The 13967-nt window shown below is 69.3% G+C and carries 11 protein-coding genes; 9 read left to right on the forward strand and 2 right to left on the reverse strand.

Annotated elements, in window-relative coordinates:
- Positions 1–507 precede the first annotated feature (507 nt).
- The 4 genes from OG453_RS21615 to OG453_RS21630 all read left to right on the forward strand — a co-directional run bounded on the left by OG453_RS21615 (position 508) and on the right by OG453_RS21630 (position 3923).
- The gene (locus tag OG453_RS21615) at positions 508–711 is read left to right on the forward strand and encodes a cold-shock protein (protein WP_150210372.1); all 204 of its coding nucleotides are present in this window, start codon (positions 508–510) and stop codon (positions 709–711) included.
- Positions 712–872: 161 nt separating this feature from the next.
- Positions 873–2378, forward strand: coding sequence for a DEAD/DEAH box helicase (locus tag OG453_RS21620; RefSeq protein ID WP_266869639.1), 1506 nt, complete (start codon positions 873–875; stop codon positions 2376–2378).
- Positions 2379–2441: 63 nt separating this feature from the next.
- On the forward strand, positions 2442–3020 hold the full coding sequence (locus tag OG453_RS21625) for a TetR/AcrR family transcriptional regulator (protein WP_266869640.1): 579 nt from the start codon (positions 2442–2444) through the stop codon (positions 3018–3020).
- Positions 3021–3140: 120 nt separating this feature from the next.
- Positions 3141–3923: an oxidoreductase gene (locus tag OG453_RS21630; RefSeq protein ID WP_266869641.1), complete on the forward strand. Its 783-nt coding sequence runs from the start codon at positions 3141–3143 to the stop codon at positions 3921–3923.
- A gap of 67 nt (positions 3924–3990) precedes the next feature.
- Here the strand turns inward: OG453_RS21630 and OG453_RS21635 are convergent, their stop codons facing one another.
- Positions 3991–4740 carry an ankyrin repeat domain-containing protein gene (locus tag OG453_RS21635; RefSeq protein WP_266869642.1) on the reverse strand — a complete coding sequence of 250 codons (750 nt, stop codon included), beginning with the start codon at positions 4738–4740 and terminating at the stop codon, positions 3991–3993.
- 237 nt (positions 4741–4977) lie between these two features.
- Here OG453_RS21635 and OG453_RS21640 point away from each other — a divergent pair, with 237 nt between their 5' ends.
- Positions 4978–6018 carry a chitinase gene (locus OG453_RS21640; RefSeq protein WP_266869961.1) on the forward strand — a complete coding sequence of 347 codons (1041 nt, stop codon included), beginning with the start codon at positions 4978–4980 and terminating at the stop codon, positions 6016–6018.
- A gap of 83 nt (positions 6019–6101) precedes the next feature.
- Here OG453_RS21640 and OG453_RS21645 read toward each other — a convergent pair whose 3' ends face one another.
- Positions 6102–7220, reverse strand: a complete 1119-nt coding sequence (locus tag OG453_RS21645) for a PP2C family protein-serine/threonine phosphatase (RefSeq protein ID WP_266869643.1) — start codon at positions 7218–7220, stop codon at positions 6102–6104.
- Positions 7221–7430: 210 nt separating this feature from the next.
- Between OG453_RS21645 and OG453_RS21650 the strand changes: the two genes are divergently transcribed.
- The 4 genes from OG453_RS21650 to OG453_RS21665 form a co-directional block, all read left to right on the forward strand.
- Positions 7431–10118, forward strand: coding sequence for a SpoIIE family protein phosphatase (locus OG453_RS21650; RefSeq protein ID WP_266869644.1), 2688 nt, complete (start codon positions 7431–7433; stop codon positions 10116–10118).
- Between the two features lie 198 nt (positions 10119–10316).
- On the forward strand, positions 10317–10892 hold the full coding sequence (locus OG453_RS21655; protein ID WP_266869646.1) for a glyceraldehyde 3-phosphate dehydrogenase NAD-binding domain-containing protein: 576 nt from the start codon (positions 10317–10319) through the stop codon (positions 10890–10892).
- Positions 10835–11626, forward strand: a complete 792-nt coding sequence (locus OG453_RS21660; protein WP_266869647.1) for an HAD-IA family hydrolase — start codon at positions 10835–10837, stop codon at positions 11624–11626. The genes OG453_RS21655 and OG453_RS21660 overlap by 58 nt, the downstream gene beginning before the upstream one ends.
- Positions 11623–13967: glycoside hydrolase family 65 protein (locus OG453_RS21665; RefSeq protein ID WP_266869648.1), on the forward strand; the 2345-nt coding region annotated here is incomplete at its 3' end. The genes OG453_RS21660 and OG453_RS21665, both read left to right, overlap by 4 nt.

Raw genomic sequence — 13967 nt, forward strand, 5'->3', positions numbered from 1 at the left:
TCCACTTCCTAGACCTGACCGCTTCCATGCGGTCCGAGGTGGCTGAAAGCCAACCCGGCGACCCTCCTGACGTCAAGGACTCAAGTGATAACGAGATGACAATGGCACCATGTGTTTCAGAGTTGAACTGTTCTGGATATGCCGGACCTGTGGGTGGCGAGGGGCGGGCGGCGGCTCGGCGCGGCGGGTGGCGCCGACGGGCGAGCCGATCGGGCCGCAGGGCCCTCCATGGCGTGTGTGACAGCTCCGACAGGGCGGTTCTCCCCGCATTTCTCGTTCTCGCGGGAGAAATATTTAGCGCCTGACCGTGCCTTGAAGCTCATACCGTGCTACTGTTGATCGAAGTTGCAGTTGTGGTTCCCATAAGACTTCAAGTGCCTTAGGTGGATCTGATCCGCCGGGCACTTTTGTATTTCCGGTGCAGTTTTCCGGACGGGGCAATCAACGTGGCGACGCCGGGGTTCGCACAGTGTGGACTCCGGGCTTTGCCCCGAAGGAGATTTTAGTATGGCTAACGGCACCGTGAAGTGGTTCAACTCGGAAAAGGGCTTCGGCTTCATCGAGCAGGAGGGTGGCGGCCCGGACGTCTTCGCCCACTACTCGAACATCGCCACCCAGGGCTTCCGTGAGCTCCAGGAAGGTCAGAAGGTGACCTTCGACGTCACGCAGGGCCAGAAGGGCCCGCAGGCGGAGAACATCCTCCCCGCCTGACGCTGACGCGTTGACACGAGGCTGGTGCCCGCACCTCACGGTGCGGGCACCAGCTCGTTGCTGTTTACAGAGTTTTTCTTTTTTCGGCTCGTGCTTGCAATTCGTTCGGCTGGTTTTCGCCGAGAATTCCTCGATGCGTGCCATATCGAGGAAGGTTCTCCTTGAACCGTTCAGGTCGTACGAACGATCGCTATTCCGGCAAGTCCAATCCCCGCGGTTTCGCAGCCCAGCGTTCTCGCGGCGCGGGCGGCCGTCCCGGCGGGCAGAGCCGCCGCCCCGCCGCACCGCAGGGTGAGTTCGCGCTCCCTGTCACCGTCACCCCGGGTCTGCCCGCCGTCGAGGCCTTCGGCGAGCTCGACATGCCGGAAGTTCTCCTGAAGACGCTGAACGGCCTCGGCGTGACGGAGCCGTTCCCGATCCAGGCCGCCACGCTGCCGAACGCGCTCGCGGGCCGCGACGTACTGGGCCGTGGACGCACCGGATCCGGCAAGACCCTCGCCTTCGGCCTTCCGCTCCTGGCCCGCACCGCCGGACAGCGCGCCGACTCGAAGCAGCCGCTGGCCCTGGTCCTCGTGCCGACGCGCGAGCTCGCCCAGCAGGTCACCGAGGCGCTCACCCCGTACGCGAGGGCGCTGAAGCTGCGCATCGCCACCGTGGTCGGCGGCATGTCGATCGGCAGGCAGGCCGGCGCGCTGCGGAGCGGTGCCGAGGTGCTCGTCGCGACGCCGGGCCGCCTGAAGGACCTCATCGAGCGCCGGGACTGCCGCCTCGACCGGGTGTCCATCACTGTCCTCGACGAGGCCGACCAGATGGCCGACATGGGCTTCATGCCCCAGGTCACCGAACTGCTCGACCAGGTGCGGCCCAACGGCCAGCGGATGCTGTTCTCGGCCACCCTGGACCGCAACGTCGACCTCCTGGTCCGCCGCTACCTCCAGGACCCGGTCGTCCACTCCGTCGACCCCTCGGCGGGCGCGGTCACCACGATGCGCCACCACGAGCTGCATGTGCACGGCGCCGACAAGACCGCCGCCGCCACCGAGATCGCGGCCCGCGACGGCCGCGTGATCATGTTCCTGGACACCAAGCACGCCGTCGACCAGTTCACCCGGCATCTGCTGGGCAGCGGCGTGCGCGCGGCCGCGCTGCACGGTGGCAAGTCGCAGCCGCAGCGCACCCGCACCCTCGCCCAGTTCAAGACCGGCGACGTCACTGTCCTGGTGGCGACGAACGTCGCGGCCCGCGGCATCCACGTCGACAACCTCGACCTGGTGGTCAACGTCGACCCGCCCAGCGACCACAAGGACTATCTGCACCGCGGCGGCCGTACCGCCCGCGCCGGCGAGTCCGGCAGCGTGGTGACCCTCGTCCTGCCCAACCAGAAGCGCGACATGAGCCGCCTGATGGCCGCTGCCGGGATCCGGCCGCAGATCACCCAAGTCCGTTCCGGCGAGGCGGAGTTGAGCCGTATCACCGGTGCGAAGGCGCCCTCCGGCATCCCCATCAGCGGCGCCGCGCCCACCGCTGAGCGCCCCAAGCGGGGCGGCGCCCCCTTCCGCGGGATGGGCACCCGTCCGGGGCGGGCCACCGGCGGCTCCCGGCGGACCACCGAGTCCCGTGAGCTGGCCGAGGCCCGCAAGGCGGCGCGGGTGCGGCGCAGCGCCTGACGCCTGATGCTTGACCTGTGCCGTTCTTGACCTTCGGGTCAAGAACGGTCTACAGTCATGATCATGGGAAGGCCGAAGCAGTTCGATCCGGACGCCGCCGTCGAGCAGGCCATGGGCGTGTTCTGGCGCAAGGGGTATGCCGCCACCACGCCGCAGGACCTCGTCGATGCGCTCGGTATCGGCAAGGGCAGTCTCTACAACACCTTCGGCAGCAAGCACGCCCTGTTCGAGCGGGCGCTGCGCCGCTACCGCGACAGTCAGGCCCTGGCCCTCATCGAGATGCTCGAGGAATCCGGGCCCGTCAAGGAGCGGTTGCGCGCGGCGCTCTGGCTCCTCGTCGACATGGACCTCGCCGACCCGGACCGCCGTGGCTGCATGGCGGTGAACACCGCGGCCGAGCTGGCCGGGGTGGACGAGGTGGCGACCGAACTGGTGCGGCGGATGTTCGACCGCACCGAAGAGGCGTTCCAGGCGCTGATCGAGAAGGGGCAGCGGGCGGGGGAGATCGATCCCGCGCGCGATGCCCGGGGCGCCGGGAGTCTGCTCCTGACGACGGTCGTCGGCCTGCGGCTCATGGCCCGCGTTGCCGAGGGGCCGGACCGCCTTTCCCGGGTGATCGACGCGACGGTCGATGCGCTCTGACGTACGCGAGCATGAGTAACTGAGCGGAATCCAGGCCGAATTGCGCGACCTTCCGTCTGCCCAGATTTTGTACCTGCAGTTCAAGAACTATCTCAACTCCACCCAAGGACCGGGGAGACCATGCAGCTCGACCTGAACTCCAAGACCGCCGTCGTCACCGGCGCGAGCCGCGGCATCGGCCTGGCCACCGTCAAGTCGCTGATCGACGAAGGCGTACGCGTCGTGGGCGCCGCCCGCACCATCACCCCCGAACTCAAGGAGACCGGCGCCTTCACGGTCTCCGCCGACCTCAGCACCGCCGAGGGGGTGGCCACCCTCATGGACGCCGCCTTCGCCGAACTCGGCGGCATCGACCTGCTGGTGAACAATGTCGGCGCAGGTGACGCGGTGGAGCCGGTCGGCTTCCTCGACACCGGTGACGTGCAGTGGCAGGGCATCTTCGACCTGAACCTGCTCAGCGCGGTACGCGTCACGCGTACCGCGCTGCCCAGCCTGATCGAGCGGCGTGGCGCGATCGTCAACGTCTCGTCCATCAACTCCCGGCTCCCCGCGGCCGGTCCCGTCGCCTACAGCGCGGCCAAGGCGGCGCTCACCGCCCTCGGCAAGTCACTGGCCGAGGAGTTCGGACCGAAGGGTGTACGCGTCAACACGGTCTCGCCCGGCGTGGTGCGGACCGCCATCTGGGAGGACCCCGAGGGCTTCGGCGGCAAGGTGGCCGCCGGTGCCGGGGCCGAGCACGGCGCTTTCCTCGCACAGATCCCCGACGCGTTCGGCATCACGACCGGGCGGATCACCGAAGCGCGGGAAGTGGCGTCCCTGATCACGTTCTTGCTCTCCGACGTGGCCGGGAACATCACGGGCGCCGACCACGTCATCGACGGCGGCACGGTCAAGACGATCTGAGGGATCAACGGCCGGAGGCATGCCCCCTGGGGTGACGATCCGGAGCGGGACCTGACTGGAGGCCGCGTCACTCTGGCTCTACGTTCCCCAACTCGGCCCGGGTGCTGGCGCCTTGGGCGAGCAGCCACCGTACGACGTCGTCGGCGTCCTGGGCGCGGGCGATGTCCAGGGGTGTCATGTCGTCGTAGCCGATCCAGTCGAGGTCCGCCCCTTGCTGGAACAGGCGTTGCGCGGTGGGGAGTTGGCCGCCGTGGCAGGCGCCCCAGAAGGCGCTGGTGATCGCCGGGCCGGTGGGCGGTTCGGCTGCGGTGATGAAGGCCTCGACCTGGTCGAGCAGGCCCAGCGTCGCCGCGTCCTGGAGGTCCGCGCGGGCGCCGTGCTCCAGCAGGCGGCGGGCCGCGCGCCACTGGCCGAAGCCGCGGGCGTCGGCGAGCGGGGTGCCGCCGCCGATCACGGCGCCGGTCGCCTCGATGTCGGCGCCCGCGGCGATCAGCGCGTCCAGGGCGATGACGTCGTCGTTGCTCGCGGCCCAGTGGAGCGGCGTCTCGGAGTGGGAGCCGACGAACCGGGCGCTGGGGTCGGCGCCCGCCGCGGCGAGGGCGGCGATGACCTCCGGGGCCTGCGGGTAGTGCCCCGGCCAGTCGGCCGCGATGTGCAGCAGGCTCCGCCCGCCCGCGGCGGGGCCTTCCGTGGTGATGGTGCCGGAGGCCAGACCGGGGTGATCGGCGAGGAGCCGGCGAAGCGCCTGGACGTCGCCCTTGCGGATCGCCTCGGTCGCCGAGATGGCAAGTGGGTCAAGGGAGTTGAGATTCTTCACGAGGGGGTCGGCCTCCTGCTCGGGCGCTCTCGGGTGCTCTCGGGCGGTCTGGTCCAGACCTATTGACGGTAGGTCTGGACCACTTTACGGTGTGGCGCACCGCACGACGTACGTCTCCAGGCGTCTCCAGGCACCACAGTCCAGGAGGTCAGCGTGTCACCCAGAACCTCTCGCCGCCCCCAGGTTTCCCGGACCGCGCTCCGCGCGCCGTCCCGGCTGTTCGCGGTCGGCCTGGCGATGGTCGTCGCCGTGTCGACGCTCGTCGGCGCCGCGCCGGGCCCGTCGCAGGACAGCCGTACCGCCCAGGACAGCCGCACCGTCCAGGGCGAGACCTGCGCGGTCAAGTCGAAGCCCGCCGGAAAGGTGCTTCAGGGCTACTGGGAGAACTGGGACGGCGCCGCCAACGGCGTGCATCCGCCGTTCGGCTGGACCCCGATCATCGACACCCGCATCCGCGACCACGGCTACAACGTCATCAACGCCGCGTTCCCCGTGATCCGTTCGGACGGCACCGTCCTCTGGGAGGACGGCATGGACTCGACGGTGAAGGTCGCCACGCCCGCCGAGATGTGTCAGGCCAAGGCGGACGGCGCCACGATCCTGATGTCGATCGGCGGCGCGACGGCCGGTATCGACCTCAGTTCGAGCACGGTCGCCGACCGGTTCGTCGAGACCGTGGTGCCCATCCTGAAGAAGTACAACTTCGACGGCATCGACATCGACATCGAGACCGGCCTGGTCGGCAGCGGAAACATCGCCAACCTGTCCGCCTCGCAGGCCAACCTCATCCGCATCATCGACGGCGTACTCGCGCAGATGCCCGCCAACTTCGGCCTGACGATGGCGCCCGAAACGGCGTACGTCACCGGAGGCAGCGTGACGTACGGCTCCATCTGGGGCGCCTACCTCCCCATCGTGAAGAAGTACGCCGACAACGGCCGCCTCTGGTGGCTGAACATGCAGTACTACAACGGCAGCATGTACGGCTGCTCCGGCGACTCCTACTCCGCCGGAACCGTCGAAGGCTTCACCGCCCAGACGGACTGCCTGAACAAGGGCCTGGTCGTTCAGGGCACCACGATCAAGGTCCCCTACGACAAACAGGTCCCGGGCCTGCCCGCCCAACCGGGCGCGGGCGGCGGCTACATGGCCCCGAACCTGGTGGCCCAGGCGTGGAACCACTACAACGGCGCGCTGAAGGGCCTGATGACGTGGTCCATCAACTGGGACGGGTCCAAGGGGTGGACTTTCGGGGACAATGTGAAGGGGCTTCCGTAGCGTGGCGTGCCGAGTCAGGCGACATTCCGCTCACCTGCTGAGCGTGCAGCCACACGGATCTGCCGGGACTGCTGGTGAGCCACCTACGTCGGGTGCTCCTGGCCCTGGGCGTTCTGGCACCTCACTGCGAGGGCCGCGATGTCGTCGTCGAGCCTTCCGCCGCTGTAGTGGAGCAGGTCCCGGTGAAGCCGGTCGAGCAGCTCGCGGGGCTGCTCCGGGCCCTGCTGCCGCATCCAGTCCGGCAGCGGGAAGAACTCGCCGGTGCGGTCCCGGGTCTCCGATACGCCGTCGGTGTAGAGCAGCAGCTGGTCGCCTTGGGCAAAGGCCACGGTGTCGATGCAGTAGTTGTCACCAATGAGCGCTGCGAGGTTGAGAGGCGCCGAGGGGGTGGTGGGCTCCAGGACGCGGATGTTCCCGCGATGCGCAAGCAGTGGTGGGGGGTGCCCGCAGTTGAGAAGTCTGACGTGGCCGCCGCCGTGCGGGATCTCGGCGATGAGAGCGGTGGCAAAGTGCTCTGGCAGATCCGGGGCGAGAAACGCAGCGCTATGGCGGCCGATGCTGGTCTCCAGACGATGGACGACGCCCCTCAGGTCGGGCTCGTCGTACGCGGCCTCCCTGAAGCAACTGATCACCGCCGAGGCCGCCCCCACCGCGGACAGGCCCTTGCCCCGAACGTCACCGATGAGCAGCCGGACCCCGTAGCGTGTGTCGGCCGCCTCATAGAAGTCGCCGCCGATCCGGGCCTGCTCTTGGGCCGCCAGATACAGCGACTCGATCTCGATGTCCTCGAAGCGGCGAGGCAAGGGGCGCAGCAGTACCTTCTGGGCCGCGTCGGCGACGAGCCGGACCTGGAAGAGGATCTCCTCCCGCTGGAGTCGGACATGGCTTGCGTATGCAGCCGCCAAGGTGACTGCGACGATCGCGGCCGCCGTGTATTGCGTACCAAGGTCGGCGTAGAAGAAGCTCAGGCTGATCATGACCAGCAGGCAGAACGCCCCCAACAGGATCGTGGGAAGCACGGGCCACATCGCGGCGGCGAGGGCGGGGGCGGCGGGCAGAAGGCGGCTGAAGGCGATCTGCCTCGGTGTGGAGAACGCCAGGCCGGCGATGAGGACGGTAAGGATTATCGGTGACAGATGGGCAGCGGCCCACCTGTCGCCGTAGGGCGGACGCCGGCGTCGCAGCCGTCCGATCGCGATCACAAAATGCATCATATCGGTCGAAGCGGGCATTTATCCCTGCTGGAGTATGCACTCGTGTGCGGTGGATCCCGCCGACCAGGGTGCCGCAGTGGCCGGAATGGCAGAGGTCGTGGGATGCAGGCTTGAGCAGTCGCCCAAGGTCTGGCCGGGTGGGGATCACTTCTCGGGCGGGCCCTGGCCCCTTCGGATCGCCAGTGCTAGAAAGGTTGCATGGCGAGTCTTTTCGCCCGTTTTCGTCGCCTATTGCTCAGGCCACTTGTCAGCAAGAGTCCGCGAAGCGTAGCCGGGCAGGTGTTCGTGCTCCAGGTGGCCGTGGTAGTGCTGCTCGTGGCCTGCGCCGTCATCGCCCTCGTCCTGCAGTCCGAGCGGGACACCAAAGACGAGGCCAAGCGCCGTTCTGTAGCCGTGGCGCAGACCTTCGCGCACTCTCCCGGTGTCCTGGCGGCACTGCAGAGCCCCGACCCGACCAAGATTCTCCAGCCGCTCACCGAGGTGGGGCGCAAGGCCGCCGGCGTCGACTTCATCGTGGTCATGGACACCAAGGGCATCCGCTACACCCACCCCCTGCCGGACCTGATCGGCAAGCGGTTCGTGGGCACCATCGGACCGTCGCTGGCAGGGGAGGTCTACACGGAAAGCGTCCACGGCCCGCTCGGCCAAGAGGTGCAGGCCACCGTCCCCGTCGAGAACGCCGACAGCAAGGTGGTGGCCCTCGTCTCCGCCGGGCTGAAGGTCAAGAACGTGACCAATCAGGTGGACCGGCAACTACCGATCATCCTGGGCGCCGGGGCCGGGGCGCTCGCGGTGGCCACCGGCGGGACGGCGCTGGTGGGCAGGCGGCTGCGACGGCAGACCCACAGCCTGGCCCCGGACGAGATGACCCGCATGTACGAGCACCATGACGCGGTACTGCATTCCGTGCGCGAAGGGGTGCTCATCGTCGCCGGCAACGGACGGCTGCTGCTGGCGAACGACGAGGCCAAACGGCTGCTGGAGCTGCCCCCGGACGTCGAGGGGCGGCTCGTGTCGGAACTGTCGAGCCTCGATCCCGAGACGGTGGCTCTGCTCGTCTCCGGACGCGAGGTCACCGACGAGGTGCACTTCGCCGGAGAGCGGCTCCTCGCGGTCAACCAGCGGCCGACGGATCGCGGCGGAGGCCCCGAGGGAACGGTGGTGACGCTGCGTGACTCCACCGAGCTGCAGGCCGTGACCGGCAAGGCCGAGATCGCACGGGAACGGCTCAAGCTGCTGTACGACGCCGGACTCGGCATCGGCACCACCCTGGACGTGCGTGGCACCGCCGAGGAGCTGGCACAGGTCGCCGTCCCTCGCTTCGCCGACTTCGTCACCGTGGACCTGGTCGACGCCGTGCTGCAGGGCGAGGAGCCGGCCTCCGCCACACCGGTCATGCGACGCACGGCCGTGTGCGGCATCCGGGACGACCATCCGCTCTATGAAAAGGGCCGGCTGATCGACTTTCTGCCCTCCACGCCCCAGGCGCGCGGCTACGGCAGCGGCCACTCCGAGCTGGTGGCCGACCTGTCGACCGCCACGGGCTGGCACGCACAGGACCCGGAGCGCACCAGGGAGATCATCGACTACGGCATCCGTTCCCTCATCGCCGCCCCGATCCAGGCCCGCGGCGTCGTATTGGGCATGGCCAACTTCTGGCGCTCCGAGCAGCGCGAGCCCTTCGACGAGGAGGAGCTGTCGCTGGCGGAGGAACTGGTGGCCCGTGCCGCGGTCGGCATCGACAACGCCCGCCGCTACACCCGCGAACACGCCGTGGCGGTGACCCTCCAGCGCAGCCTGCTGCCGCGGGCCCTGCCCGAGCAGAGCGCCCTCGACATCGGCTACCGCTACCTCCCCGCCCAGTCGGGCGTGAGCGGAGACTGGTTCGATGTGATTCCCCTGCCGGGGAGCCGGGTGGCGCTGGTCGTCGGCGATGTGGTCGGCCACGGCCTCCACGCGGCCGCCACGATGGGGCGGCTGCGGACCGCGGTGCACAATTTCTCCACACTCGATCTGCCGCCCGACGAGCTGCTGAGCCACTTGGACGACCTGGTCGGCCGGATCGACCAGGACGAGGTGGGTACGGACGGTGCCGCGGGCGTCGTGGGGGCCACCTGCCTGTACGCGATCTACGACCCCGTGACGCGTCGCTGCGTCATGGCGCGTGCGGGGCACCTGGCGCCCGCACTCGTCCACCCCGACGGCACCGTCACCTTTGCGGACCTGCCGACCGGGCCTCCTCTCGGCCTCGGCGGCATGCCGTTCCGGACCGCCGAGCTGGAGCTCGAGGAGGGCGCCCAGCTCGTCCTCTACACCGACGGCCTCATCGAGGACCGCAGGCGCGACCTGGACGTGGGAATGGAACTGCTGCGTGATGCGCTGGCGGGCCACCCTGACCGTTCGCCCGAGGAGAGCTGCCAGGCCGTGCTGGACGAGCTGCTGCCCGGGCGTCCCCAGGACGACGTCGCCCTGCTCATCGCCCGCACCCGGGGACTGCCGTCCGACCGGATCGCCGACTGGGATGTGCCGCTCGACCCGGCCGCCGTCGCGGGGATGCGCGACGCCGTGTCCCGAAGGCTCGACGAGTGGGGCCTGTCCGAGCTCGGCTTCAGCATGGAACTCGTCCTGAGCGAGCTCATCACCAACGCCATCCGCTACGGCTCCGAGCCGATCCACGTACGGCTGATCCACGACCGCACGCTGATCTGCGAGGTGGCCGACGGCAGCAGCACCTCGCCGCATCTGCGGTACGCCGCGACGACGGACGAGGGAGGCCGGGGCCTGTTTCTGGTGTCGCAGATAGCCGAGCGCTGGGGGACCCGGTACACCCCCCAGGGCAAGGTGATCTGGGCCGAACAGACACTGCCGGGGGCCATGGCACATTGACGGTGAACGCGATCCAGTACCAGAACCGAACCGGCTGCCGTCACGGCGGGCCATGGTCCGGGCGTTCCCCGATCGGGGCCCGATCGGCCCCTGCCCCGGGCAGCCCGGCGGTGGGAGCGTGACACAAAAGCGCACTCGGAGGGCCCACGCCCACAGTCCGGACCGTGCCAACACGCCGGTCACGAGAAGGAGTTGCTCATGACCATCCGTGTGGGGATCAACGGCTGCGGCCGTATCGGCCGCATCCGTCTGCGCGTAGCCCTGGGCAGGCGCGAGAGCGACGCCATCGAGGGGGTCGCGGTCAACGACATCGCCCCGCCCGCGACCCCGGCGCACCTGCTCGAGTACGACTCCACGTACGGCAGGGTGCGGGCGGACATCTCGCACGACGACACGTACGAGCCGGACCGGCATCATGTGGTCTCCGCGGCCTCCTGCACCACCAACTGCGTAGTGCCGATGGTCAGTGTGCTTCACGATGGCCGTTCGGCCGCGCTGAGCATCATCCCGACCAGTACAGGCGCCGCGCGCGCCGTCGGTCAGGTCGTGCCGGAACTCGACGGCGTGCTCGACGGCCTCGCGGTCCGCGTGCCGGTCGAGGACGGATCGCTCACCGATCTGACGGTGGTGCTGCGGCGCGAGGCCACCGCCGAGCAGGTCAACGCCGCGTTCGAGGAGGCGGGTCTGGTCAAGGCGTTCGGCTGGTACGACAACGAATGGGCGTACTGCCAAAGGTTGTCGGACCTGACCACCTACGTAGCCGCGCGCCTGTGATCCCGGCCGCACTGCGGGGCGTACGGGGAGTCGTCCTGGACACCGACGGGGTGATCACCGACTCGGCGCGGGTGCACGCCGATGCATGGAAACGGGCTTTTGACGCGTTCCTGGTGGAGCATCTGCCCGAACTGCCCGAACAGCGACGGCCGTTCGACGTACGCGAGGACTATCTCCGGTATGTCGACGGCAAGTCGCGTCTCGACGGGGCCGCGTCCTTCCTTGCCTCGCGCGGGCTGCGGTTGCCCGCCGAGACGGTGGAGGCGGTGGCCGCGGACAAGGAGTGCCGCTATGTCGAGCAGCTGCGCAAGGGCCATATCGACGCCTACCCGGGCACCGTCCGCCTGCTGCGTGACCTGCGTGCCGAAGGCATTCCGCTCGCGGCGGCCTCCGCCTCCCGGCACGCCCGCGAACTCCTCCTGCACGCAGAGGTGTTGTCGCTGTTCGATGCGCTCGTCGACGGCGCCGAGGCGGCCCGGCTCGGACTGCCCGGGAAGCCGGATCCCGCGCTGTTCCAGGAGGCGGCTCGCCGCCTCGGTGTGCCGGCGGCGGATGCCGCCGTCGTAGAGGACGCGTTGGCCGGTGTCGAGGCCGGGCGGCGTGGCGGGTTCCGTGTGGTGATCGGCGTGGACAGGAACGCGGCGGCCGGCACCAGGGCGGCTCTGCTGCGGCACAGTGCGGACATCGTTGTGGACGACCTCGGGGAACTTCTGGACGGAGGGGAAGGGCCATGACGGAGCCCATCGAGGACTGGGTCTGGGAGTACGGGGGGTACGACCCGGCACAGGAGCGGCTCAGGGAGTCGCTGTGCACGCTGGGCAACGGCTACTTCGCCACTCGGGGGGCGGCCCCCGAATGCCCGGCGGACGACACGCACTATCCGGGGACGTATGTGGCGGGCTGCTACAACCGGCTCACCTCGCACGTCGCGAACCGGCAGGTCGAGAACGAGGACATGGTCAACCTGCCCGACTGGCTGCCTCTGCGCTACCGGCTGAAGGACCGTGACGAGATGGGGGAGTGGCTCACCCCGGACTCGACCGCGCTGATCGCGCTGCGTCAGTCCCTCGATGTGCAGTCCGGTGTCCTGGAACGCAACCTGCGCTACGAGGACGGGCAGGGGCGGGCCCTGGCGGTGCGCCAGCTGCGCGTCGTTCACATGGCTGATCCGCATCTCGCCCTGCTGCGAACCGAGTTCAGCCTAGAGGGTCCGCCCGCCGTCCTGCAGGTCGAGGCGGCGTTGGACGGGAGCGTCAGCAACGCGGGTGTGGCGCGCTACCGGCAGCTGAACTCCAAGCACCTGACGCACGTCCACACCGGAGACGGCGACGGTCGCGACATCGTGTGGCTCCGCTGCCGCACGACAACCTCCGACGTACGGGTGGGACTGGCCGCCCGCACGACGGCGGGCTCCGCCAGGGCCGCGACGCTGCATGAAGCGGGCCGAGCCGCTCAACGCTTCGATCTCGACCTGGAACCCGGGCGTACCGTCACCGTCGACAAGACCATCGCCCTGCACACCTCCCGTGACCCGGCGATCAGCGACCCCCTGCAGGCGGCCGTCGACCGGGTCGGCCGGGCGCCCGGCTTCGAGGAGCTGCTCGACTCGCACCTCACCGCATGGGACCAGCTGTGGCGCAGGGCCGAACTGGACGTGCCCGGCGAGGCGGGCCGTATCCTGCGCCTGCACCACTTCCACGTCCTGCAGACGCTCTCCCCGCACACCGCCGACCTCGACGTCGGAGTGCCGGCGCGCGGGCTGCACGGCGAGGCGTACCGCGGCCATGTCTTCTGGGACGAGCTGTTCGTCCTGCCTTACCTGAGCCTGCATTTCCCCGAGGTCTCCCGGGCTCTGCTGACCTACCGGCACCGACGCCTGGAGCAGGCGTGCACGGCGGCACGTGATGCCGGCCGCGCGGGGGCGATGTTCCCGTGGCAGAGCGGCAGCGACGGCCGTGAGGAGACCCAGGAGCTGCACCTCAACCCGCGCTCGGGGCGCTGGCTGCCGGACAATTCCCGGCTCCAGCATCATGTGGGTTCGGCGGTGGCGTACAACGTGTGGCGCTACTGCGAGGCGAGCGGTGACACCGAGTTCCTGCACACCAAGGGCGCCGAGATGCTGCTGCAGATCGCCCGTTTCTGGGCGGACTCGGCGACGTACGACGAGAACCTCGCTAGGCACCGAATCCGCGGGGTGGTAGGTCCCGACGAGTACCACGACGCCTACCCTGACGCCACGGAGCCGGGGCTCGACGACAACGCGTACACGAATGTCACGGCGGCCTGGGTCCTCGCCCGGGCCCTGGAGGTGCTGCGTGGTCTGCCCGAGCCGCGAAGGCGGGAACTCGTGGAGAGGATCGGGCTCGACGGCGGGGAGATCGAACTGTGGGAGGACGTGTCGCGCACCCTGCATGTGCCGTTCCACGCGGGGGTGATCAGCCAGTTCGAGGGATACGGTGATCTGGCGGAGCTGGACTGGGACGGATACCGCGCCCGTTACGGCGACATCCGGCGCCTCGACCGGATCCTGGAGGCCGAGGACGACACGGTCAACCGCTACCAGGCCTCCAAGCAGGCCGATGTGCTGATGCTCGGCTATCTGTTCGCCCCGGCCGAACTGCGCTCCCTCTTCGACCGGTTGGGGTACGCACTGGACGCGGACACCTGGCAGCGCACGGTCGACCACTATCTGCGGCGGACCAGCCACGGTTCCACCCTCAGCGGCCTCGTGCACGGCTGGGTCCTTGCCAGGGTGCGGCGCGCGGGAGCCTGGAAGTTCGTTCAGGAGGCGTTGGCGGGCGACATCGCCGACCTGCAGGGCGGCACCACCGGCGAGGGCATCCACCTCGGTGCCATGGCGGGCACGCTCGACCTCGTGCAACGGGGCCTCACCGGCCTGGAGGCGCGGGGAGGCGCCCTCTGGCTGGACCCGGTGCCGCTCCCGGAACTCTCCGAGTACGGCTTCGCACTGCGCTACCAGGGGCACTGGGGCATTCGGCTGCGCATGCGACCGGGCAGGCTGCACATCGCCGTGCCCGCCTCCGACCGCTCGCCCGTCGACATCGAACTGCCGGG

The organism is Streptomyces sp. NBC_01381 (assembly GCF_026340305.1).
Lineage (GTDB): Bacteria > Actinomycetota > Actinomycetes > Streptomycetales > Streptomycetaceae > Streptomyces.